The organism is Candidatus Schekmanbacteria bacterium (assembly GCA_016219965.1).
Taxonomy (GTDB): Bacteria; Schekmanbacteria; GWA2-38-11; order GWA2-38-11; family J061; genus JACRJM01.
The window spans coordinates 275,987-299,246 of record JACRJM010000007.1 but is presented as its reverse complement, the minus strand read 5'-3'; the positions used below and the strand labels follow the sequence as shown (position 1 = coordinate 299,246).

Here is a 23,260-nt window from a genome sequence, read left to right as displayed (position 1 = left end):
ATGCTCCAGATCACAAGAAGAACGGTTCAGGCCCTCGTCATAATTTTTCTTGCAGTTGTGCTGTCGCTTAACCTCTATGAAGGGGCAAAGGTGAAACGGGACGGCGACTGGGAAATCAAAAAATCAGCTATTTTGTTACACATTGATAAATATCTCGGGCAAAGGGAAGACAGAAGCACCATTACCAATTTCTTTAACGGCAATATATGGTCATTGAAAGTCAAGGGGTTTGCAATATCAGATCCCCTTGCAGTGCTCAGTTACTTTATAAAATCCAAGAAGGCGAATATTGTTTTTTTTCTTTCGCTTCTCATTCCTGTTTTTTTTACAGTGCTGCTGGGAAGGTTTTTTTGCGGCTGGCTCTGTCCTATGCATCTGCTTCTTGAGATTGCAGACAAGTTCAAGATGTTTCTTTCCCGCATCGGACTGCCCACTTATGATATAGGCGTTCCGCTGATTACAAGGCATATTATTCTTGGAGGAGGCGTACTGCTCGGCATCTTTGCGGGCATAGAATATTTCCAGTTCATCTATCCCCCACGTCTTTTTTCAATGGTCATTCATGATATCCTTTTCGGGTCTGTTTTGACATACGGCGTCTGGTTTATAGTAGCGATTACTGCTTTTGAATTTCTTTTCTCAAGACGCCTCTGGTGCCGCAATATTTGTCCGGGAGGGACTCTTTATTCCTATTTCGGGAACAAAGCTCTTCTCAATGTTGAACCTGTGAGGGATGGATGCAATAACTGCCTTGACTGCAGGAAGGTATGCCCCTATGCGCTTTCACCTGATAATGGTAATCTTGACGGAACATGCGACAGATGCGGCTTGTGCATAAGCGCATGTGACAAAAAAATTCTGGACTATAAATTAAATAGAGCGGGGAGTAAGAGTGAGCAGACGGTTTAATAAATACATGATAATTTTTATTGCATTGGCAGCTTTTGTATCTGCGGAGAGGGAGGTTTTAGCTCATCATCTGGCTGGACTTCCACATTACGGATATCAGGAAAACTATCCCAAGTATTCCAAGGTTGAGGAGAAAAGGACCTCCGGGGATTACGAGATCACCTTCTCATACTACAAAATATACAATACAAATACAGTTGAACTTGTTGTCTATATAAAAAACATTAAAACCGGGAAACCTTATAGCGGGAGCAATGTAACATTTATTGTTTACAGTGAAGCTCAGCATCCGGAAGACACAGACCCCTATGTGTCGAATATTGCCACGGGGAATACATACAGGGCAGGATGGAAATACGAGATTGATGGAATATATTTTATGAGGGTTTCCTTTGCTGATGAGGATGGCAGCATAATAAATGAAGAATTTAAAATGCAGATAGGTGAAGTAGGAACAAACTGGAAATGGATAGCAATTACCGGAGGTGCTTTTCTTTTGCTTTTCTGCATCGTTGTTTTAAAAAAGAGAGCGGATATGAAATGAAGAAAGTTGTCCTCAGAGTATCAAGAAGGATAATCCAGTTAACGGTAGTTTTTTTTCTCATTGCCATACCTCTTAATTCCCTTGAAGTAAGTATCAGGTCGCAGGTTGGCAGCGATATCGGAAATTTCGACAGCAATTTTCTGACCAGGTTTTATCATTCTGCAGTTGAAAATGGATGGATTTCTGAAGAAAAGCTTGCGGGTATTAAAGGGTCTCTCTGGAGCCTTGATATAAAAGGTTACAGGATCTCAGAGCCACTTGCTGCAGTTGAGGCTTTTGCTTCAGCGTTGAAACTGCCGGCTATTTTTCTTTTTTCTGCTATACCCTTTTTACTCCTTACACTGCTCATGGGAAGGGTTTTTTGCAGTTGGCTCTGCCCTGCCAATTTTATTTTTGAAATTGTCCAGATGTTGAGAGCTTTTCTTGAAAGAATTGGAGTTAAGTTTAAGAAGATAACTTTCTCCTATGATTTAAAATATTACCTCCTCGCCTTCGGGGTAGTATTTTCATTTTTTTCGGGTGCGCCAGTTTTTTCAGTTTTTTATCCTCCGCTTCTTCTTTCAAAGGAGGTTTTTCTGTATGTCTATTCGCTTCCTGTTACAGGGCTTACTATCATATTTGGCATAATCATATTTGAGTTTTTTATTTCCCCCAGAAGTTGGTGCCGGTATTTCTGTCCCGGCGGTGCGCTATATTCGTTTTTCGGAAAATACAGGCTTATAGGTATTTCCGCAGATAAGAATCTCTGTACTCAAAAGGAAGGCTGTACAGTGTGCCTTGATTCATGCGGTATGGAGTTTTATCCGCCTGCAAAAAACCATGTCGGGGAATGTGACAACTGCGGGAAATGTATCATTGACTGCCCCAAAGATGCGCTTAATTTTAAGCGGAAGTTCAGGCAATGAAAAAAGAATCGCGGCGGGAATTCATCAGGGAAGCAATAAATAAGCTCATACTCGCAGGAGTTGCCCCTTCTGCGGCAGGGATGATTGTAAAAAATTATTTTCTGATTCCGGACAGGAAGATTGATCCTGTGGCTATGACCTATTACCAGCCCATTCCGGTCATGCTCCCCGGGGCAGAAAATAAGGAGGAGTTTTTAAGCCGCTGCATCAGATGTTTTCTTTGCGGGGAAGTGTGTCCGAGAAGCGCGGTAAGGTTTTATGGAAAGGAAGAAGGGGTACGGGCAGGGATTCCTTATATTCTGCCGGGTGCAAAAGGATGCGATCTTTGCATGGATTGTGTTAAAGTATGTCCTACAGGCGCACTTTGCGATGTTGAACCTGAAAAAGTCAATATGGGAAAGGCGCGGATAATAGAGAACATGTGTCTTCCATTTATAGACAGAGGATATTGCGGCGCCTGCATAGTTATATGCCCTGTCCATGCTATTGAACAGGGGTTTAAGCTCAGGCCGAAGCTTGATGAAAAAAAATGTGTCGGATGCGGAATATGTGAAGAGATATGTCCTGTTGACGGAAAGGCAATAAGAGTAACGCCCGCATGAACATGCCTCAAATCCCTATTGAACTTCTCACAGCATCAGGCGTCCTTATCCTATATTTTTCTATGGGGCAGATTTATTTCTGGTTTGTCACTGAGAAAGAAAAAAGCTTTTTTCGTTTTAACCTTCTTTCTTCCGGATGGCTAAATAGATTTCTAAAAAAACCATATATCCAGTTTTGTTTCCAGCTTCCGGTTTTTCTCATATTTGCCTTTATAATTTATGCTGGTCTTGTAGGCCATTATATCATTAACATCGCTCCGATTCTTACATGGACTATCTGGTGGGCAGGTCTTATCTTCCTTGTCGCCATCGGAGGAAAAGCCTGGTGTTATGTCTGCCCCTGGGATTTTATAGCGGGTTTATTTGTCAGGCTAAAGCCCTATGGAGTTTCCCGTAATCCGCTGACACTCGGCTGGAAATGGCCAGTGAAATTAAAAAACATTTATCCTGCTATTTTATTGTTCCTTGCCCTTACATGGTTTGAGCTTGGCTTTAATGTCACATCTTCTCCCCGTGCAACAGCCTACATTGCCATTGCTATGATATTTCTTTCTGCAGTTCCTGCCATAATCTTTGAAAAGAAGCCTTATTGCAGACATGCCTGTCTTGTAGGGAGGATATCAGGGTTATATGCACTTTTTTCACCTGTTGAAGTGAGAAGCAAAGACAGGAATGTCTGCTTAGGATGCAGAACAAAAGACTGCTATAATGGGAATGAAAATGGTATGCCGTGCCCTACTTCTTTAAACCTCACTACGCTTGAGGATAATACATACTGCATAATGTGTACGGAGTGCATAAAAAGCTGTCCCCATGATAATGTTGCAGTAAACATCCGACCATTTGGCGCAGATATTGAAAAAACTATTACCGGAAAACCTGATGAAGCCTATCTTGCCATTGTGATGCTTGCCATGACAATTTTCCATGGTCTTACGATGACAACTTTATGGGAACGCTCTGATTCAAAAAACACTGTTTTGGGCTTTATCGAAAGTCTGTTAAATAACAACCGCGTGCTTTCATTCACTGTTGGAATGATCTTTATTCTGCTCATACCTTTTCTTGTTCAGGCAGGAGGTGCTTTTGCGTCAAAGTTTTTTTTAAGAAACAAGGATAGGGCTTTTAGCGATATTTTCATAAAATTTTCCTATTCCCTTCTTCCTGTAGCGCTCTTTTATCACCTTGCCCACAATATATCTCATCTTCTCACTGAAGGGCAGAATGTTCTCACATTGGTATCAGACCCATTGGGACGCGGAGCGGACATATTCGGGACTGCTGCGGTGACATTCAAACCTTTTGTTTCACAGCCTCTCATATGGTTTCTTCAGATAACTCTGATTGCCATCGGTCAGTACTGGGGATTAAGGCTTGCGCTTTTTACAGCAGCCGGGTTTGAGAAGGAAAAGAGAAGGAGATTTTTGATTGCATTGCCATTTCTCATAATTATAACATTGTTCACAGTAATCTCACTCGGACTTCTTGGGGTAAGTATGACTATGAGGACTCGAATGTGAGAGTGAATAAAATATATGAAATCTTGCATTCGCGAAAGCAGCACATTGCTGCTTTATTTATTTCATTGCTGTTTTTGACATATATTCCTGCTCCTGCTTTTTCTGCTGAAAGCAAATTCTTAACAAACAATCTTAAAAATGCGCGAAGCCCTTATCTGCGCGAAGCTGCATCAGAGCCTGTTCCCTGGCAGGAATGGAGCGAAGAAACTCTTGCCGAGGCAAAGCGCCTTGACCGGCCGGTGCTCCTCGATATAGGTGCATACTGGTGTTACTGGTGCAGGAGAATGGATAATGACACTTACTCAAATCCGGAGATTGCAAAGATAATAAAAGAAAACTTCATTGCAATAAAAGTTGACCGCGATGAAAGGCCTGATATTGACTCGCGCTATCAGGAGCTTATGAGCATGCTCGGGTTTCCTGTCGGCTGGCCTCTTACTGTTGTCATGGCACCAGACGGTCTTCCATTCTATGGTGCAACTTATTTACCTCCCGATGACACGGATAAGCTCCAGGGATTAAAGGGAGTTTTGAACAAAGGAGCAAGTTTTTACAGACAGAACCGGAAGGAGCTAAAATCGCAGACCGCATTTTTCTTTGACAGGATAGTTAAATCAGAAGCTGGTGACACTAAGGTTAAATCTGATGAAATATTAAATAATGCAGCAAGCGAGATACTCTTAAGTTTTGACAAAGAACATGGCGGATTTGTCACATCAGGGAGTGCGAAGTTCCCACAAGAAACAGTACTTGCCTTTCTTATGCGCCATTATATGGCAACCGGGAAAAGCGAGTGCATGGATGCTGTGACACTTTCCCTTAAGAAGATGTTTAACAGCACACTTTACGACCATGCTGAGGGAGGTTTTTTCAGATATAGCGAGAAAGCAGACTGGTCAAGACCGCACTTTGAGAAAATGTTAACTGACAACGCAATGCTTGCCTCAATTTATCTCCGCGCCTACAGAATTTCCGGCAAGAATGATTTTATGAAGATTGGAGTTACAATATTAGATTTCATGGAATCTTTTATGAAAGACAGCAAGACTAGCGCGTATTATTCGAGCATTGCAGCAGTGAGAGGAAACGAATCCGAAGGGGACTATTATTCATTTGATGAAGAGCTCATAAAAAAAGCCCTCTCGCCAAAAGAAATAGATTATTTCAATAAGAGATTTAAACTCATACCTATTGAAGTTGATGGACATGGAAAAAGATTTTTGCTTGCAAATAATGATGCTTCATCCACAGAATTGCCGGAACTTGAAAGCAAGGTCATGATCAAACTTAAACTTCTCAGAAACACTTTTGCCAAACCGGATATTGACAGGTCATTTTACACTGATTCGAATGCGCTTGCAGTTCTGGCGCTTCTTGATGGTTACAGGGGAACAGGAAAAGAGGAATATAAATCGTCGGCATTAAAGGCTATGGATTTCCTCATCTCAAAATCATTCATTGCAGGGAAAGGATTTTCCCATTTCCCATTACCATCAGGAACGGAAAGGAAATATTTTTTAAAAGACCAGGCGCTTTCAGGAATTGCCCTCATTGATTGTTATGGAGTGACGGCAGACAGGAAATATCTGGACCGTGCGGTGGAGACTGCGAATATTCTTATTAAGCGCTTCTACAGCAAAAAACCGCCTGGCTTCTTATCTTTTTATTCTGAGATCTCATCTAAGATACAAAATGTGACTCAACTCTACTCTGCGCCATCGGTTGATATTGATGATATTGAAGGACCATCAGGCAATGCTGCTGCAATCGCATTTCTTGATAAAATCTATCTTCTCACTGAAGATGAAAAGTATTCCAATATCGTAAAAGAAGCTCTTTCCGCAACAAAAGGTGCAATAAGAGACAATGCTTTTCAGACAGCGGGGTTGGCAAGCGCACTCTATGATTACGAATTTCCGCCATTAAAAGCAGTGATTGTTTACAGAAAGGGAGATAGTCCTTCCATTGCGGCAAGAGATGCCCTGGCGAAGGAGGTTCTGAAATTCAACTATCCGGGCACGCTCATTAATTATATTGAAAGCGGTGCTTCAGGAAAAACGTATATTCTCCCGCCTGATAAGAAAGCGATACTGTATCCATGCATAGGGACTACATGCTATAAGTCTGTGACAGATGCGGCAAAGGTTGCTGATTCAATCAAAGAGATAATAAAGAAATAAAAAATTAAAATAGTCTTTGATGGAACTGTCTGTAATATAACGAGACAAGAATAAATACCTGACTCCAATACTATTCTATATTTTTCACAATGTACTTTGCATTGACTATTTGTTCTTATGGAAATAGTATTAATCAAATTAAAAATAACTAAACCAAATTTTTAATCCTTATCAGGAGCGCAGGTATGAATAGAAAGCTATTTATATCCTTTTTTGCATTTATTTTGTTTTTAGTTATATCTCCTGAAGCGCAAGCTTTTGACTTCCAGATTGCAGGAGGAGGTGACCATACAATAGTTATAAAAACAGATGGCACATTGTGGGCATGGGGAGCCAATGCAAATGGTGAATTAGGCGATGGAAAAACAACTATCAGATATTTTCCCGTTCAGATAGGAAAGAGCAAGAAGTGGGCGGATGTTAAAGCTGGGAGGTCAAATACCATAGCTTTAAAAACAAATGGAACATTATGGGCTTGGGGAGATAATGAGGCAGGCGAATTAGGTGATGGAACATTTGAGAATAAATCCTTTCCGGTTCAGATAGGAACAGATAGAGATTGGGATAAAATTTCAGCAGGATATGCTGATGGCATTGCCATAAAAAAGGATGGAACATTATGGGCCTGGGGATTTAATGAATATGGTGAATTAGGAACAGGAGACACAACTGATCGACATTCCCCAGTTCAGATAGGTACAGATACAGACTGGGCAGAGGTTGCAGCCGGAAGTCTTCACAGTATAGCTTTAAAAACAGATGGTACATTGTGGGCATGGGGGAATAATGAGTTCGGTGAATTAGGTAATGGGACATTTGAGAATAAATCCTCGCCGGTTCAGATAGGCAATAGCAGAAAGTGGGCTAAAATTAGTGCAGGAAACAATTTCAGTTTCACTATGGCTTTAAAAACAGATGGTACATTATGGGCTTGGGGAGATAATGCAAATGGTCAATTAGGCGATGGAACATTTGAAAATAGATTTTCTCCAGTCCAGATAGGTAAATCTAAAAACTGGGTAGAGGTTGCTGCAGGAGGGTCTCATTCCATAGCTATAAAAAAGGATGGGACATTATGGACTTGGGGACAGAATAGATGGGGTGAGTTGGGTGATGGACTAACAAATCGTAACCGAGTATCTCCTAAAAAGATAGAAGTGCCTGCTGCAGAGACATATATTTCTTTTAAATTTGATGGCAAGTCATACAAACTTTCTAATTTTAAAATTGATAGAGTTGTAGGTAAATGGGTTTCTTCGGGTGGTTACACAGAATTGTCCGGGACTGACAAAACATCGCCTGATCCAGAGTTTCCTGTTGTTATCAAACCATCTATATCTATCTCATTCAAAGGACAATCGGAAAGGAATTACCCTATAAATGTAAGTTATCCCAATAATAGAATAGTTGTTACCTCAGGTTACAAAGATCATTCATATTATTCTCTCAGTTCTGGAGGTGGAGAAATAACTGTAACAAGTTATGGAGCTATCGGAGGATATATAAAAGGCAAGTTTAATGGAGTGCTTGTATCAAGTGATAATCCAAATGAGCAGCACACTATTGAAGGTTCATTTCAGGTTAAAAGAGGCAGTGATTAAGATATAAAGTCAAAGTATTAAAATTGTAAATCCCTGCTGGGAGGATTCCGGGGCGCCATATTTAATTATTTCATTCTAAACTTAATAGTTTCTTCGCAATCACTAACTTTGGTTATGATGTTTATAGAAGTTCCATAAATTCTTTAATTGTCAATCCTGCTTTTTTTATCTGATTAAGAAGCAAGCCTTGTTTTAGTGGTCTCCCTTTGTGGACCGGTATTGAGAGAATATTTGGATTGCCTTCTTTGGTGAGGTGGACATGACTTCCTTTTTGTCCTCTTACTTTCCATCCTGCTTTCTCAAAGGCTCTTACAACTCTTTCAGGTTTAAGATTGTTGAGCCCAGACATTTAGGCAGCCTTTGTCTTCCTTGTCTGTTTCAGATTATCCTCTTTTGCAATCTCTAAATGCCCCTCGATAGCATCCGTTATCATACTGAGGGCATCCTCAACTGTCTCACCCTGAGAAGCACAGCCTGAAAGAGAGGGGCATTCTATCCAGAAACCTCCGTCTTCTGTATCAGGATGAAGGACAACATCAAACTTCTTCCCGCAAACTGAAACAGAATAGCCTTTCTCTTTCACAACGACTTCAATCTTATCTTTTAATTCCTCTACCAATTCACCTATTGCGATTGAAAACACCAGTTGTCCGCTCTTCAATGTGTCTATGATTTGTTTGTTATTTCCTGTTAATACAAAGATTGTTTCTCCATCAGTCAGGAACCTTAGTTCTGCTAATGGTTTATTAACTGCCGGAAGATGCTTTCTTAAATAGTTTAAACTCTTCCTGATCTTCTGGATACTTACCCCTTTGTCAGTTAATGTTTTTACTACCTTAAACTGAATCAGGTCTTGAAAAGAATAAAGCCTGACTGAGCCATAGCCGGAAGCTTCCTGTACAGAAGGTTTTATAAGATGCGTCCTGTCCCAGTGATCAATCTGTCTCTTTGTTATATCAATTATTTTGCATACAGTTTTTGAATTGAAGTTATTCATAATAACCCCTAAAAGAAATTTTAATTACATTAATGTATTTATAAAAATATATATAGGTTACTGTCAAGTGTAATTTGACTTTAAAAAAAAGACTCTAATTGCTGCATACACAGATTATCATACATTCTTCCCCATCTGTGCTCTGTTAAGAGCTGACAGTATTGCCTTGAAGGAAGCGACATCTATGTTGGTATCAATGCCTGCTCCCCAGAATTTATTCCCATCAACATCTATTCTGATATATGCCACTGCCTTTGAGTCAGAACCCTGCTCAAGGGCATGTTCATAGTAGGAAATGATTCTGAAGTTAATCTTCATCTCATTTTTTACGGCATTGCTGAATGCATCAATAGGCCCGTTTCCTGTTCCGGAAATCTCCTTTTTAATTCCATCAACATTTATTACAGCTTTTATTTCACTTCCTGATTTATCAGAACTCCCGTTCTCGTATGCGCTTTCTTCTTCCCTGAAGCTTTTAAATTTGAATGGTGAGTCAGGGTGGAGATATTCATTGTAAAAAGCTTCACTGATCGTCTCAGGGAATATCTCGCTTCCTTTTTCATCTGATATTTTCTGGATTATCATACCGAACTCAGGCTGCATCTCCTTTGGAATGCTGAAACCATATTCTTTTTCCATTATATAGGCAATGCCGCCTTTCCCCGACTGGCTGTTTATCCGGATGATAGATTCGTAAGTTCTTCCAACATCAGAAGGGTCAATGGGCAGATATGGGACTTCCCAGCATTGAGGTTTATCCCCATAGTAAGCCCTCATGCCTTTGTTTATGGCATCCTGATGGGACCCTGAAAAAGCTGTGTAAACAAGCTCTCCTGCATAAGGGTGGCGCATGTGAACAGGAATCCTTGAGCACTTCTCATAGATGCCTATGACCCTGTTTATATCATTCAAATCAAGCTCAGGGTCTATCCCCTGCGAGAACATGTTGAGCGCAAGGGTTATGATATCAACGTTCCCTGTGCGTTCTCCGTTTCCGAAAAGGGTTCCTTCAACGCGTTCGGCTCCTGCCATGATGGCAAATTCCGTGGCAGCAACGGCAGTCCCTCTGTCATTATGGGCATGAGAGCTGATGATGACGTTCTTCCTGTCTTTTATATGTCTGCAGAACCACTCGATCTGGTCTGCGTAAATGTTGGGTGTTGCCATTTCAACTGTTGCCGGAAGATTGATTATCATCTTCCTTTCAGATGCAGGTTCCCATACATCCATCACAGCCTCTGAAATCTCAACTGCAAAATCGAGTTCAGTGCCTGTGAAGCTTTCAGGCGAGTATTCATAGATGATTTCAGTTCCGCTGATTTTTTGAGCTTCTTCCCTGACAAGTGAGGCACCGCGCACTGCAAGCTCGATAGTCTCATTTTTTCCCATGCGGAACACAACACGTCTCTGAAGCTCTGAAGTGGAATTGTAGAGATGCACTATCGCACGCTTTGCTCCGCTGAGTGCCTCAAATGTCCTTTTGATAAGATGGTCCCGCGCCTGTGTGAGCACCTGTATAGTAACATCTTCCGGGATTGAGTTTCCTTCTATAAGAGAGCGCAAAAAGTCATATTCTGTCTGCGATGCCGAAGGGAATCCAACCTCTATTTCCTTAAAGCCGATTTCAACGAGAAGATTAAACATCTCCTTTTTTTCATCGACGCTCATCGGGATTACAAGCGCCTGATTGCCGTCCCTCAAATCAACACTGCACCAGCGGGGAGCATGCGTTATCACTTTTGAAGGCCATTTGCGGTCCGGCATATCAATGGACATATATGCTTTGTATTTGTTAACCGGCATTTTCATATTCTTTCCTTTCTCAAAAAGAAAAAGCCACGGATTTTTGTCCGTGGCTTTTTAAATAAGTTCTATTTTTATAAGTGGTTCAGGTTTTTATTTTTCTATAAGATAGTACTTTCCTTCACCAGCCACGGCTTGTAAATGCCATAGCAGGTTTGTAAGTCGTTCGTCTGAAATTATAGTTCTATTCATTGTCATGGATACTACTAAATCATTTTTTCCCTGAATGTCAACAGCAATATGTTATTCTTCAGTTTGTTACAAAGGTTCTATGGTGAAAACCTTGCTCGTTGACATGTATGTCTTTTTCTTTGCTGTCTTAAAACCTGTGATTCTTATTTTACAGTTTGTCTTAGCTGTATTAGATTTTGGCACAGACCATTCATAGCTTGTTTTTTTGCCGGTTACTGACTTTGCAATTTTCTTCCATTTCTTTCCGCCGTTTACAGAATACTCAATTACGAAATGGTGCATCTTGGAAGATACTGTCCAGCGTATAGTGTTTTTCTCTCCTGCTGTGAAGGATTCTCCATCAGAAGGAGATATGATGATTATCCCTTTTTTTATAGCCGCCGTGAAATCTATTCCTGTTTGATTTGAATTTGTAATATTTATAGGCTGGGAGCCCGGAGAGAATGTATAACCTGATTTACTTGGTGTTACTGTATAACTTCCTGCCGGAAGGTCATCGATGCTGAAATTGCCGTCAATGTCTGTTACATCAGATTTGGAGCCTGCTATTATTATTACTCCTGAAAACCCGTTTCCATTCAATGTGACTTTACCTGAAATGCTGTAAGTCTGCTCAGCGCTTGTCGAGGCAGACTGGACAATATCTCCCTGGTCGCCGACAATGACGAAACTATCTCCGGAATAAATTACAGAATTAAGCCATGACGAACTGCTTCCTGAATCCCTTTCCGTCCATATTTCTCCGTCAGATGAAGTGAGTATTATTCCATCCCTTCCGACTGCAACAAATGTATTGTTGCCATAGGTTATTCCATTCAGCCATGAATTGATTTCCGATGTTCTATCAGTCCATGTTATTCCGTCTCCTGAAGTGATTATAGTTCCGTCAGTCCCTACTGCGGCAAATACTCCTCCTCCAAATGTTATGGCAAGCAGGTCTTTGCCTGTTCCGGAATCACTGCTTGTCCATGGTTCCATTCCATCGGGAGAAGTATAGACAAGCCCGGAATTCCCGACTGCAACAAAAGTGTTATTCCCGTAAGCTATTGCCCTGAAAGTTTCTGTTGTTCCCGGATCTCTGTCAGTCCATGTTTCCCCGTTTGGAGAGGTGAGGATTTCTCCATCACGTCCGACGGCAACGAACAAGCCATTCCCGTAGGTTATGTTGTATAAGAACCTAGTCCCTGCCTCAGGTGTGTTATCCGCCCATGTAACGCCGTCGGATGAGGTGAAAATGGTATTGGAATAATTCTCTACATTTATTGCCTGTTCTCCGGCAGTAACGACAAACTTGCCGCTGCCATAAGCAAGACCTGTGACGTAGTCGTTATTGACGTTGTTGTCCGTGGTGACAGTCCATAACACGCCATCGGGTGAAGTGAATGTTGAGTCAGGTGCCACTGAAATAAAAGCATTGTTAATATAAGCAATTGTGCTGAGATTGGTTGTGTTTCTCCCGGAAGTCCTTTCTGTCCATATATTTCCATCAGAAGAAGTTATTATCTTTGCATTGCCTCCGACTGCCACGAAGATTCCGTTTGAGTAGATTATGCCGTAAAATAATTCCGAGACTCCTGCAGAAGTTGGCGTCCATGTCTCTCCGTTAGATGATGTAAAGATGTCTCCTGACTGTCCTGTCACAACAAAGAGACTGTTCCCGAAAGTTACCGCATAAAGCTGGTTTGATGTGTTTGATGTTTGCGGCGTCCATGTCTCCCCGGTTGGAGAAGTCAATATTGTGCCTCCAAGTCCTGTTACAACGAATTTACCGCTCCCATAGGCTGCTGCATAGAGAAGGTTATTCGTACCTGATGTTTTAGAATTCCATGTTGTTCCATCTGAAGATGACAGGATTGTGCCTCCCTGGCCTACTATAATGAATGTGCTGTTCCCGAAGGTTATGCCATCAAGCATATTGGTTGTATCTGACACAGCCGAAGACCATTCAGTGCCGTTAGAAGATGTCCTGATTGTACCGTTCCAGCCTACGGCTATAAATATATTATTCCCGAATGTTACTGCGTAGAGGGAGTTGCTTGTCCCGGGGTCAGCTGAATTCCATGTTAAACCGTCTCCCGATATCATGACAAGACCGGAGCTTCCTACTGCTGCAAATGTGCTGTTCCCAAAGGCGACTCCATAGAATTGCATACTGCCGTCATCGCCCGATACTCTTGATGTCCATGTTATTCCATCAGGGGATGAGGCAATTCCATTGCCGACTGCAACGAATAAGCCATTGCCATAGACGACTCCCTTGAATGTAATCTCGGGGTCGGGGAAGGCGCTTCTCCAATACCAAGTATCAATGGGGTCTGAGGCAAAAGTAAATGTGGATGTTAAAATCAATAAAATCAGAAGTGCAAGACCTGCAATTTTCATTTTCATGAGGAGCCTCCTCTTTATCGTTCACTTCGTTTAAGCAGGCAGATTTTGAGGTGAATCCTAAGAAGTCGCATCTAAAGAGTCAAGCTATTTTTAAGTATTGCATTGTGTCACAGTTTATATATTTTCTAGTGCTGTGAAAAAGATATTAAATTTAAAATATGTATTCCTGTTTTCCATACTGCTTATTTCTTCAGCGGTCTATCTCAATTCCCTGCAAAATGATTTTGTCTATGATGATAAGGCCCTTATTGTTGAGAATTCCTTAGTGAAGGACATTAAATATATCCCCGGGATATTCACTTCTGATGTCTGGAGGATTCTGGGACAGGATGCTTCAAGCTATTACCGTCCGCTGATGTACATTATCTATATGGCTGACTATCATGTCTTTGGTATGAATCCATGGGGGTTTCATATCACTAATATCATGTTTCATGCCGGTACTGCGCTGCTTGTTTTTTTAATAGTTTTGATGCTGATGGGAAGTAAGCAATTATATCTGCCTGCTTTTGCTTCTGGCATTGTCTTTGCCGTTCATCCTATCCACACTGAAGCTGTAGCATGGATAGGGGGGCTTCCGGAGCTGTCATTTTCATTTTTTTATCTTCTTTCTTTTTATCTCTATGCGAAAGCAGGAGGGACTTGGAACTTCAAATATGTTTTGTCTTTTATTTTCTTTTTTTTCGCTTCTCTTTGCAAGGAACCTGCTCTTACGCTTCCTCTGTTTTTATTCTTCTATGATTACTCGCTAGATAAGCTCCCGAGTCCTGTTATCTCTATTAAGACTTTTGGGTATTTGCTTAAAAGATATTTTCCATATCTAACAGTTGCAGTGCTCTATTTCATTTTGAGGGCGTATGCTCTTAGCGGTTATTCACCTTTAAAGAATCACCCGGAGCTTAATACTTATGAATATTTTATAAATATATTCCCGCTTTTTACGCAATATATTGTAAAGCTCATCATGCCGGTAAATCTTAACGTCTATCATGTTTTCCATCCGGTCATGTCGCTCTTTAAATGGCAAAGCGTGATAGGGATTATGGCAGTCATCGCATTTGTCTGTCTTGCATATATTGCGAAGAGACGTAACAGTGCGGTATTTACTGGCATGTTATTGATTGCCGTTCCCCTTCTTCCAGCTCTTTACATCCCTGCGGTGGGGGAGAATGTATTCTCAGAGAGATATCTTTATCTCCCCTCTGCTGGATTTGCGATCTTGTTTTCCGTAGGAATAAAGAATTTACGCAGTCTCCGGCTTCCCGGAAAAGAAAATATAATTCCCATAATATTGCTCTTTGTCATTTCAGGACTCTATTCTCTGGATACGGTCAAAAGAAATTCTGCCTGGAAGGATGAGTTCACACTCTGGACAGATGCTGTTAAAAAATCGCCTGACGCTGAAGCTCCTCATAATAATCTGGCTATTGCGTTAAGAAGCAGAGGAATGTTTGATAAATCCATAGAGGAGTATCATGCGGCGATAGAATTGAGACCTCGCGACAGCAATGCCCACTATAACCTCGCCGTTGCATATCAGATCAGAGGTTTTACGGATAAAGCAATAGAGGAGTACGAAATCGCGCTTAAATTAAAACCAGATGATCTCTACATCCATAATAATCTTGCAGTTGCCTACAGGGATATGGGGCTTAAGGATAAAGCGATAGAGCATTTCAAGGCAGCACTGCGGTTAAACCCTGATTTATCTTCTGCAAAAGAAAATTTAAGAGCTTTACAAGCTGGCAGATGAACGTTAAAAAAAGATCAACTATTCAGTTATCAGATTTTGAAAAAAGAAAGGATACCATATGAAGAACGAAGAAATGATTTATGTGCAGGCAGCAAGAGGAAAGAGACCCAAGACTATTCCTATAGTCGTTGAAATCCAGAGTGTCACTTCACCGACCAATAAGAAGATAAGAGAGAAGTATGGATTTGAAGGTGTCATGAGGAATCCGGAACTCAGCGCACAATGCACGGTAAACCCAATTTTAGAAGTTGGTTATGATGCGGCAATCCATGTTTCAGACCTTCTTCTTCCTCTCGAAGCAATGGGGCTTGATATTACTGTTTCAGAGCAGGGAGGCCCGACCGTTAAAAATGCTGTCAGAACCATGGAAGACGTAAAAAAACTCAGAGTTCCTGAACCTGAAGAATCTATGACCGTCTGGCTCGAGGCAATGAGGATAGCGAAGAAAGAACTTACAGGGAAAGTCCCGCTCATAGGATGGGTAGGAGGTCCTTTAAGCACATCATCGTTTATAATCGAGGGGAGAATGCCCGGTATCAATGCCTATCACCTGATGAAACTGATGATGCATGCAGAGCCTGAAACACTTCACGGGCTTCTTACAAAGCTTACTGATTTTTACGTTAAATCAATCTCTGCACAGGCAAAAGCGGGTGCGGATGTAATGATGCTCCTTGACCTTCATGCCCCGGCAGTGATGTCCCCTGAAGATTACAGGGAGTTCTCTTATCCTTATATGAAGAGAATGGCTGATGCTGCCAAAGCTACCGGTCTGCCTGTTCTTTTTGCATCAGACGGAACAAGCTTTCTTGATTCACCTGTTGAAGAATTAAAGGCAGATGTGCTTGGTGTAAGCTGGGTTATTGATATAACACAGGTAATAAAAAGATTTGGGGGAAAACAGGTTGTTCAAGGAAACCTGGAGCCCCATGTCCTTTTTGCGCCGGAAAAAGTCATAGAAAAGAAGGTTAAGGCTATAGTAGAAGCCGGAAAAGCCGCACCTGCACATATCTTTAGCCTTGGCGGATGGATAATCAGAAGCACACCATTTGAAAAGGCAAAGTTTCTGGTAGATCTTGTGCACAGCTTGTAGGCTTTTTTAACTGCAAAGTAGATTTGCAACCCGCTTCTCTTTCCATAAAGTGAAGCGGGTTGAAGCAAGTTATTTACCGAGCAACCCTTTTAACTTGTTTGTCAATTTATCGAGGTCTTTTTGCCCTCTCTTCCCGAAAACATCAACATTGATTCCCAAATCTTTTAACTGGCTGTTGATGGCATCGGTGACTGCAGCTGACGTTAAGTTCTCTTGCAAAGATTGTAAAATTTGTTTTGCTATCTCTTCCGGTGTTGTACCATTTTCAGCGTTGCCTATATTGGCAAGATGGATTTCCGGCAATGGTATACTTATGTTTTTTTCTGCAAGGAATTGAGTTGTAACATTTACCTTCCCATCAGTTATGAGCAGGTCTTTTATAATAATTTTTTGTTCTTTACCTTTTTTCCCATCTTTTATCTCTGACGATTTTTCTTTCGGGGCATTATCCCTTTTCATGTTGTCTAATATCTTCTTGAAATTATCTGTACCGTTTTTCATCTCATAACTTATTTCAGGCTGGAGAATTTCAATCCGGTCAATGACTATCACATCCTTATTTATGGACTTTTCATCAACATCAACTGCTATGGATTTTACCTTCACTGCCTGAGGAGATTTGAAACCTCCAGGATTGCCAAGATAGAAGTCTTTTAGCTTTGCCTTTCCGGAAAAAAGAGAGACACTTACATCTCCGACGCTTAAATCAGTTTTGGTTATTCCGGGCCCGTATGAGTTAATGGCGTTTTTGATAATTAGACCAAGATTAGAGAGTCCTGCAAAAATGAGGGCAATTACGACAACTACAATTATTCCGAAGATAATCAACCATTTTTTCATGATAAATTTCCTCTTTTAATCATTATTGTTTTTTATGGTAAAAAAAACTATATCACATACTTAAGATAGTATGTTTGAGCGAGTTTAAAATAGGTTTTTTTATGTAATTTGGAGATTCCATGATTCTTGTAACAGGATCAGCAGGACATATCGGGAAAAGGCTGTCAGAGAGGCTTATTAATGATGGTATCGATTTTATCGGTATTGACTATATGTGTAATCCTGAACTTCCTCTTTATAAATGCAGAAAGATGGATGTCCGTGACAGGAGCATTTTTGACCTTATTAAAGAGAATAAGGTTAGCTCAGTAATCCATATGGCATTTTCCACCAAACCCAAGATGGATGCAAAAACAAGGTATGACATTGATATTAATGGTTCAAAAAATATAGCAGCGTGCGCAGGAAAAAATGGCGTGAAAAATATCGTTTTCATAAGCAGCTGCCGTGTTTACGGAAACTCTGCAGAGAAGGGCGGTATTTATGATAAGGAAGGCAATTACTTAAACCCCGGAGATGACCTTTATGCGAATGACAAAATCAAGGCGGAAAATATCTTTATAGAGGCTGCTGCAAAATACGGGTTTCGGCTTGCGATCTTGAGGCTTGGCGCAGTGTGCTTGCCCGGAGGAAGAGAAGGAATAGGTGGCATGATTAAAAATACATCAGAGAACGGTAGATTTATAAGACTTTCAGGCAAGAATCCGCCAATCCCTCTTGTTCATATAAATGACGTGATTAATGCATCTATGAATGCAGTTGGTAAGGAAGGGATTTTTGATGTTTATGCAAAAGATAAGATGACGCTTTCTGAAATATTTTCCGAGGCAGCAATGCTTGGCGGGCGAAAACCATTTCCGATTACTCTCCCGGAAAAGCCTGCTGTTGCAATACTCTGGCTTCTCTGGAAGCTTGGCATCTCTCCAATACCTCCGCTTTTTGTGAAAATGCTGGGTTATGATATTACCAGAGACATTAAAAAAACGGTTAATGTTCTCGGCAAACCAGCATATACTGTTCGTCAGATTATAGATGATATAGTTAACGGCTGATGTTAATCATGTCTCTAATCTTTATTCCCTTCTGCCAGTGACTGAAGCGCATCGATATTCTTAACCAGTACCTTTTTCCCTTTAAAGTCTATTATTTTTCGTTCTTTTAATTTCTTGAATGTTCTGTAAAGGGTTTCATTCACTGTGCCAAGCTGGCGGGCAAGCTGTACCTTGCTTATTTCTATTTCAAACTCTGTTACATTGCTTTTTTTCAAGTGCCTTGCCTTTTTCATTTCCTTTAATATGAAACTTGCAAGTCTCGAGGATACTTCTTTAAGAGAAAGCTCCTCGATCATCCTGTTAAACTGCATCAGATATCTTGACATTGACGCCAGCATCTTCAGGCTAAGCTCCGGATATTTTTTGAGCAATGTCATGAACCTATCTCTTCCAATATAAATAAGCGTTGAGTGTTTAATCGCTTCAGCATATGCAGGATAGGGTTCTTTCGAGAATATTGCAGCTTCGCCGAAACTTCCTCCTTTTTCAATAATATGCAGAATCTGCTCTTTCCCGTCATTTGAAAGTTTAAAGACTTTAACAAGCCCTGATTCCACAATGTAAAAACCATCAGCATCATCGCCGTCATTGAAAACAATTTCACCCTTATCAAAAGTTTTCTTTGTTATGATACTTAGCAGTATTTTAAGTATCTCTCCGTCAAGGTCTTTAAAAAGAGGAATACTGCTTATTAAATTGGCATCTTTGATTTCCATATGTTTATCCCCTTAAATCACTCTTCTTCAATTGGTGCGTAGCCATGTCTCATAATATTTTCAGTTACAGATACCGGTATCATGAACTGAAGCAGATAATCCGGTCCGCCGGCCTTTGAACCTGTGCCGGACATTTTATATCCCCCGAATGGCTGCCTTCCAACGATAGCGCCTGTTATCTTCCTGTTTATATAGATGTTGCCTGCATTCAGTTCCTGTTTTACTTTTTGGATGTTTGCAGGACTTCTGGATAATATACCCCCTGTGAGCGCATACCTGCTTCCGTTTGCAAGCTTTATTGCTTCTTCTATGTTGTCTGCACGGAAAACTGAAAGTACTGGCCCGAATATCTCGTCTCCTGCTATAGCACATGTATTGCCGCTGCATGCGAATATGGCAGGCCCTGCAAAATATCCCTTTTCAGGAAGAAATATTGAAGGGGTTTCGTAAATAGTCTCCGCTTCTTTCTTTCCAAGCTCAATGTATTTCCTGACCTTGTCGAGGGCATTGCCGTCGATAAGGGGCCCTATAAATGTTGAAGGTTCTTCAGCAGACCCGATTTTTATACCTGCCGTGCTTTCTTTTAATCTCATCACAAAATGATCATATATGTCTTTTAATACTATGACACGCGAGCAGGCTGAACATTTCTGCCCGGAGTAACCGAAGGCCGACGCTACTGTGGCTTTTACCGCTTCGTCCATGTCTGCATCACTGTCAATGATAAGGGCATTTTTCCCGCCCATCTCGGCAATGACCTTTTTAATATTTTTCTGAAATTTTCCGGTTTGTGCGGCAGTCTCATTTATTTTAAGCCCGACTTCCATTGAACCGGTAAATGCTATGAGGTCGATTCCCGGATGACTTACAAGATATGCGCCCGCTTCTTCACCTTTACCTGAAATCAAATTTACGACGCCATCCGGGATACCTGCTTCTTCAAAAATTTCCATAAGCCTGTATGCGATCACTGGAGACTGCTCTGCGGGTTTCATGATGACTGTATTTCCGGCCGCAATAGCGGCTGATGCCATTCCTGTAAGGATAGCAAGAGGAAAATTCCAGGGAGATATTACAACTGCCACCCCTCTTGGAATATAGGAATAGGTGTTTGTCTCGCCATGTATAGGATCGAGGATGCGCGGAGAACCAAGCCTCATAATCTCATAGGCATAATAATTTAAATAATCTACCGCCTCGCAGACATCAGCATCTGCTTCCCTTGCAGGCTTTCCGCATTCTATCATCTCAAGAGCTGCAAGCTCAAAACGGTTTCTGCGCATTATTTTGGCTGCGTTAAAAAGATATTCGCAGCGCCTGTCATGGGGAACTTTTTTCCATCTCTCAAATGCTTTTGACGCTTCTTCAACAGCTCTCCCGGCATCTTCGCGGGATGCTTTTGCTGAAAATCCTACAACCATATCAGGGTCAGAAGGATTTAAGGAGGAAATCCACTCTGATGTCTCCTTCCTTTTGCCTCCGATTATAAGTGGATAGTGCCTGCCTGTTTTTGATTTTACATGCCCGATTTCTTTTAAGATTTCTTCCCGGTTTTGTAGAATCGAGAAATCAGCAAGGGGTTCTATTTGAAAGCCTGTTGATTCTTCTTTTTTAGAATAGACTGTCTGTGGAGTAATAATTTCATGCGGGCTTTCAAGGAGGCTGGCAACCGGTTCTTCATGAAAGAAGCTTTTCATCAGGAAGGAATTGTTTGAAGTATTTTCCAGTATCCTTCTTACAAGATATCCCATGCCCGGAATGATTTCTCCGAAGGGAGCATAGACTCTTACCCTGTATCCTCCATCAACTAGAGCTTTTTTTATTGGGTCGCCCATTCCGTAGAGAAGCTGGAATTCAAATGCATCTTTATTAACGCCCATTTCTTCAGCAAGTGCTATGGCTGTTGCAATGCTTCTAATATTATGGCTTGCAAAAGCTGCATTTACACAATCACTGTTTTCAAACAGCATGGCAGAAAGGATCTCAAAATTCGCATCAGTCATGTCTTTATTTTCAAAAACAGGAGACTCCCACCGGTTAGCCTTTGAGATTATGGTTTCATAGTCCCAGTAAGCACCTTTGACAAGTCTTATATTGAGCTTTTTTCCCTTGCGCTTAAGCCATGCAAGCGTCCTTTGAAGCTGGGATTTCGAATCTTTAAGATATGCCTGGAGGACAATCCCGATAATGCATGAATCAGGAATTTCTCCATTTTCAAACATATCTTCTATGATTCGCAATGTGAGGTCCCTGTAAGAGTATTGCTCCATATCTATGGTGACATCAGCGGAGAATCTTAGAGCACAATCGAGAATCTTCTTCAGCCTGCTTCGTACAATCAATGATGTACCGGTACTGTTTAGAGGATCAAACTGTGAATAGAGTGATGAGATCTTTACTGATACATTTATCCTGTTTTCTACGGTGCTGAACTCATTGTGCGTTGAAAGTCCTTCAATCAGGTTTATGTAGGAATTCACATAGCGTTCAGCCTGCTCCTCGCTTGTTGTCGCCTCGCCGAGGATATCGAAGGTAAAGGTCATTCCCTCTGCCTCTATGGATTTTATGGCATTAAGGGCATGCTCTATATTGTCTCCTGCGATAAACTTCCTTGCCATCCTTTCAATGCTCCAATGGGTGGCCGCTGAAATAAAACCTGATGTTATAACTCCCCCCTTTGCTGCAGTTGAGGCAAGGCGGAGATTTACCGGCAGGCGATGTTCTCCGGTGGGAAAATATTCTTTCATGTGCTTTACAAGCTGTGCCGGAGTTTTAAGGGAAGGATAGACATCAATGAAAGTGAGTACCTGTTTTTTAAGATATTCATCCTTCATGCACCATTCCATTATTTCGTTTTCCCATATCTCGGCGCGATGTGAATGAGAGGCATGTTCCTTGACCCTTTTAAAAAGCAGCTCACCGTGCCTTTTTATGTCTGGCTCGATTTTTCTTATAAACTCCTGCATCTATTTTCCCTTAAGTTCTGTATAATAAAAAAATGTCTTGTGTATAATATACACTTTCAGTCTAATTGTTTTTATATATCCAAATCAAGCAAATAGGCGGGGAGAGTTTAAAGTGCGAGATACCGGACCAGAAAACAGGAGAGGGACTATGAAAAAAGAGAAAATTGATGCATCTTATATAATGGAACTTTCAGATGATTATGGCCGGTCTGCCATTCTCCATACAGCAGTGAATCTGGACATTTTCTCAAAACTTTCCTCAAAACCCGCTACAGTTTACGACCTTGCAAGAAAGATAAAAGCCAGCAGACGCGGCACGTCAATTTTGCTTCATGCGCTTGCCGGAATGGGGCTCATTAAAAAGAAGAGAGAAAAATTCTTCAATTCGCCTAGCTCTGAAGAGTTCCTTGTTAAGGGGAAAAAACGATATTATGGGCATATGGTTGAGTTCGATGCAATGCAATGGCCGTACTGGGGGATGCTTGAAGAATCGGTAGTAAGCGGAACATCCGCGAAAATCCCTGACATGTTTCAGGCTGATCCCGAGCAAGTGAGAAAATTCATAATGGGGATGCACAGTATTGCAATGGCAAGAGGGGATGCTGTGCATCTTGCAAAAAAGATTAAACTAAAAGGTCATAAGAAGCTTATTGATATCGGCGGCGGACCCGGGACTTTTGCGATTCAGTTCTGCATTGCTAACCCGGATCTTGAAGCAGCCGTGTTTGACCTACCCGCTACCCTTAAAATTACGGCAGAAGTAATTGAGCAGTTCAGAATGAAGAAAAGAATAAAGATGATTCCAGGCGATTACAACAACGATGAAATCCCTGAAGGATATGATGTCGCTTTTCTTTCAAATATAATCCATGCAGAAAATGAAAAAGATAATTGCGCACTTATGAAGAAAATCTATAGTTCATTGAACCCCGGCGGTATGATTATGATAAAAGATCATATCCTCGACAAAACCGGCACTATGCCTTCCGATGGAGCGGTCTTTGCAGTTACCATGCTCCTCTTTACAAAGGGGAACTGTTATAAATTTATTGAAGTGAAGGACTGGCTCCAGCAGGCAGGGTTTAAAAAAGTATCTCTAATTGAACCTGGCCCTCCCATGTGGTCTCAACTTGTAACTGCGGTAAAATAATTGTTTGCTGTATTGCAATTTATTTTTTTATTAGTATAAATCCGAGTAA

At 41.2% G+C, this 23,260-nt stretch carries 18 protein-coding genes; 11 read left to right on the top strand and 7 right to left on the bottom strand.

Annotation, left to right across the window (positions count from 1 at the left end):
* The 7 genes from HZA77_09860 to HZA77_09830 all read left to right on the top strand — a co-directional run bounded on the left by HZA77_09860 (position 1) and on the right by HZA77_09830 (position 8,261).
* The gene (locus HZA77_09860) at positions 1-909 is read left to right on the top strand and encodes a 4Fe-4S binding protein (protein ID MBI5375731.1); all 909 of its coding nucleotides are present in this window, start codon (positions 1-3) and stop codon (positions 907-909) included.
* A complete protein-coding gene (locus tag HZA77_09855) occupies positions 893-1,453 on the top strand; it encodes a hypothetical protein (protein MBI5375730.1) in 561 nt (186 codons plus the stop codon). The genes HZA77_09860 and HZA77_09855 overlap by 17 nt, the downstream gene beginning before the upstream one ends.
* On the top strand, positions 1,450-2,358 hold the full coding sequence (locus tag HZA77_09850) for a 4Fe-4S binding protein (GenBank protein ID MBI5375729.1): 909 nt from the start codon (positions 1,450-1,452) through the stop codon (positions 2,356-2,358). The genes HZA77_09855 and HZA77_09850 overlap by 4 nt, the downstream gene beginning before the upstream one ends.
* Positions 2,355-2,960 carry a 4Fe-4S dicluster domain-containing protein gene (locus tag HZA77_09845; GenBank protein MBI5375728.1) on the top strand — a complete coding sequence of 202 codons (606 nt, stop codon included), beginning with the start codon at positions 2,355-2,357 and terminating at the stop codon, positions 2,958-2,960. Before HZA77_09850 ends, HZA77_09845 begins: the two co-directional genes overlap by 4 nt.
* Complete coding sequence (locus HZA77_09840; protein MBI5375727.1) at positions 2,957-4,480, top strand: hypothetical protein; 1,524 nt, start codon at positions 2,957-2,959, stop codon at positions 4,478-4,480. Before HZA77_09845 ends, HZA77_09840 begins: the two co-directional genes overlap by 4 nt.
* A gap of 2 nt (positions 4,481-4,482) precedes the next feature.
* Positions 4,483-6,660, top strand: coding sequence for a thioredoxin domain-containing protein (locus HZA77_09835; protein ID MBI5375726.1), 2,178 nt, complete (start codon positions 4,483-4,485; stop codon positions 6,658-6,660).
* Positions 6,661-6,845: 185 nt separating this feature from the next.
* Complete coding sequence (locus tag HZA77_09830) at positions 6,846-8,261, top strand: hypothetical protein (GenBank protein MBI5375725.1); 1,416 nt, start codon at positions 6,846-6,848, stop codon at positions 8,259-8,261.
* 121 nt (positions 8,262-8,382) lie between these two features.
* Here the strand turns inward: HZA77_09830 and HZA77_09825 are convergent, their stop codons facing one another.
* The 4 genes from HZA77_09825 to HZA77_09810 all read right to left on the bottom strand — a co-directional run bounded on the left by HZA77_09825 (position 8,383) and on the right by HZA77_09810 (position 13,641).
* Positions 8,383-8,610, bottom strand: coding sequence for a type II toxin-antitoxin system HicA family toxin (locus HZA77_09825; protein ID MBI5375724.1), 228 nt, complete (start codon positions 8,608-8,610; stop codon positions 8,383-8,385).
* Positions 8,611-9,258, bottom strand: coding sequence for a MerR family transcriptional regulator (locus HZA77_09820; GenBank protein MBI5375723.1), 648 nt, complete (start codon positions 9,256-9,258; stop codon positions 8,611-8,613).
* Between the two features lie 117 nt (positions 9,259-9,375).
* Positions 9,376-11,061, bottom strand: coding sequence for a 2-isopropylmalate synthase (gene leuA, locus HZA77_09815; protein ID MBI5375722.1), 1,686 nt, complete (start codon positions 11,059-11,061; stop codon positions 9,376-9,378).
* A gap of 258 nt (positions 11,062-11,319) precedes the next feature.
* Positions 11,320-13,641, bottom strand: coding sequence for a carboxypeptidase regulatory-like domain-containing protein (locus tag HZA77_09810; GenBank protein MBI5375721.1), 2,322 nt, complete (start codon positions 13,639-13,641; stop codon positions 11,320-11,322).
* Between the two features lie 133 nt (positions 13,642-13,774).
* Here HZA77_09810 and HZA77_09805 point away from each other — a divergent pair, with 133 nt between their 5' ends.
* The gene (locus HZA77_09805) at positions 13,775-15,394 is read left to right on the top strand and encodes a tetratricopeptide repeat protein (GenBank protein MBI5375720.1); all 1,620 of its coding nucleotides are present in this window, start codon (positions 13,775-13,777) and stop codon (positions 15,392-15,394) included.
* Between the two features lie 58 nt (positions 15,395-15,452).
* Positions 15,453-16,487, top strand: a complete 1,035-nt coding sequence (locus HZA77_09800; protein ID MBI5375719.1) for a uroporphyrinogen decarboxylase — start codon at positions 15,453-15,455, stop codon at positions 16,485-16,487.
* A 69-nt stretch (positions 16,488-16,556) separates the two neighbouring features.
* On the opposite strand, the gene HZA77_09795 is transcribed toward HZA77_09800, so the two are convergent.
* Positions 16,557-17,327, bottom strand: a complete 771-nt coding sequence (locus HZA77_09795; protein MBI5375718.1) for an AsmA family protein — start codon at positions 17,325-17,327, stop codon at positions 16,557-16,559.
* A gap of 119 nt (positions 17,328-17,446) precedes the next feature.
* Between HZA77_09795 and HZA77_09790 the strand changes: the two genes are divergently transcribed.
* A complete protein-coding gene (locus HZA77_09790) occupies positions 17,447-18,379 on the top strand; it encodes an NAD-dependent epimerase/dehydratase family protein (GenBank protein MBI5375717.1) in 933 nt (310 codons plus the stop codon).
* Positions 18,380-18,393: 14 nt separating this feature from the next.
* Here the strand turns inward: HZA77_09790 and HZA77_09785 are convergent, their stop codons facing one another.
* On the bottom strand, positions 18,394-19,095 hold the full coding sequence (locus tag HZA77_09785) for a Crp/Fnr family transcriptional regulator (protein ID MBI5375716.1): 702 nt from the start codon (positions 19,093-19,095) through the stop codon (positions 18,394-18,396).
* A 17-nt stretch (positions 19,096-19,112) separates the two neighbouring features.
* Positions 19,113-22,061: a bifunctional proline dehydrogenase/L-glutamate gamma-semialdehyde dehydrogenase gene (locus HZA77_09780; protein MBI5375715.1), complete on the bottom strand. Its 2,949-nt coding sequence runs from the start codon at positions 22,059-22,061 to the stop codon at positions 19,113-19,115.
* A 148-nt stretch (positions 22,062-22,209) separates the two neighbouring features.
* Here HZA77_09780 and HZA77_09775 point away from each other — a divergent pair, with 148 nt between their 5' ends.
* Complete coding sequence (locus HZA77_09775; GenBank protein ID MBI5375714.1) at positions 22,210-23,211, top strand: methyltransferase domain-containing protein; 1,002 nt, start codon at positions 22,210-22,212, stop codon at positions 23,209-23,211.
* Positions 23,212-23,260 lie beyond the last annotated feature (49 nt).

Coding starts and splice junctions, on each gene's coding strand:
- HZA77_09780 (MBI5375715.1), bottom strand. CDS start 22,061: ATGCAGGAGTTTATAAGAAAAATCGAGCCAGACATAAAAAGGCACGGT.
- HZA77_09825 (MBI5375724.1), bottom strand. CDS start 8,610: ATGTCTGGGCTCAACAATCTTAAACCTGAAAGAGTTGTAAGAGCCTTT.
- HZA77_09850 (MBI5375729.1), top strand. CDS start 1,450: ATGAAGAAAGTTGTCCTCAGAGTATCAAGAAGGATAATCCAGTTAACG.
- HZA77_09795 (MBI5375718.1), bottom strand. CDS start 17,327: ATGAAAAAATGGTTGATTATCTTCGGAATAATTGTAGTTGTCGTAATT.
- HZA77_09785 (MBI5375716.1), bottom strand. CDS start 19,095: ATGGAAATCAAAGATGCCAATTTAATAAGCAGTATTCCTCTTTTTAAA.
- leuA (MBI5375722.1), bottom strand. CDS start 11,061: ATGCCGGTTAACAAATACAAAGCATATATGTCCATTGATATGCCGGAC.
- HZA77_09840 (MBI5375727.1), top strand. CDS start 2,957: ATGAACATGCCTCAAATCCCTATTGAACTTCTCACAGCATCAGGCGTC.
- HZA77_09775 (MBI5375714.1), top strand. CDS start 22,210: ATGAAAAAAGAGAAAATTGATGCATCTTATATAATGGAACTTTCAGAT.
- HZA77_09820 (MBI5375723.1), bottom strand. CDS start 9,258: ATGAATAACTTCAATTCAAAAACTGTATGCAAAATAATTGATATAACA.
- HZA77_09830 (MBI5375725.1), top strand. CDS start 6,846: ATGAATAGAAAGCTATTTATATCCTTTTTTGCATTTATTTTGTTTTTA.
- HZA77_09810 (MBI5375721.1), bottom strand. CDS start 13,641: ATGAAAATGAAAATTGCAGGTCTTGCACTTCTGATTTTATTGATTTTA.
- HZA77_09800 (MBI5375719.1), top strand. CDS start 15,453: ATGAAGAACGAAGAAATGATTTATGTGCAGGCAGCAAGAGGAAAGAGA.
- HZA77_09860 (MBI5375731.1), top strand. CDS start 1: ATGCTCCAGATCACAAGAAGAACGGTTCAGGCCCTCGTCATAATTTTT.
- HZA77_09790 (MBI5375717.1), top strand. CDS start 17,447: ATGATTCTTGTAACAGGATCAGCAGGACATATCGGGAAAAGGCTGTCA.
- HZA77_09845 (MBI5375728.1), top strand. CDS start 2,355: ATGAAAAAAGAATCGCGGCGGGAATTCATCAGGGAAGCAATAAATAAG.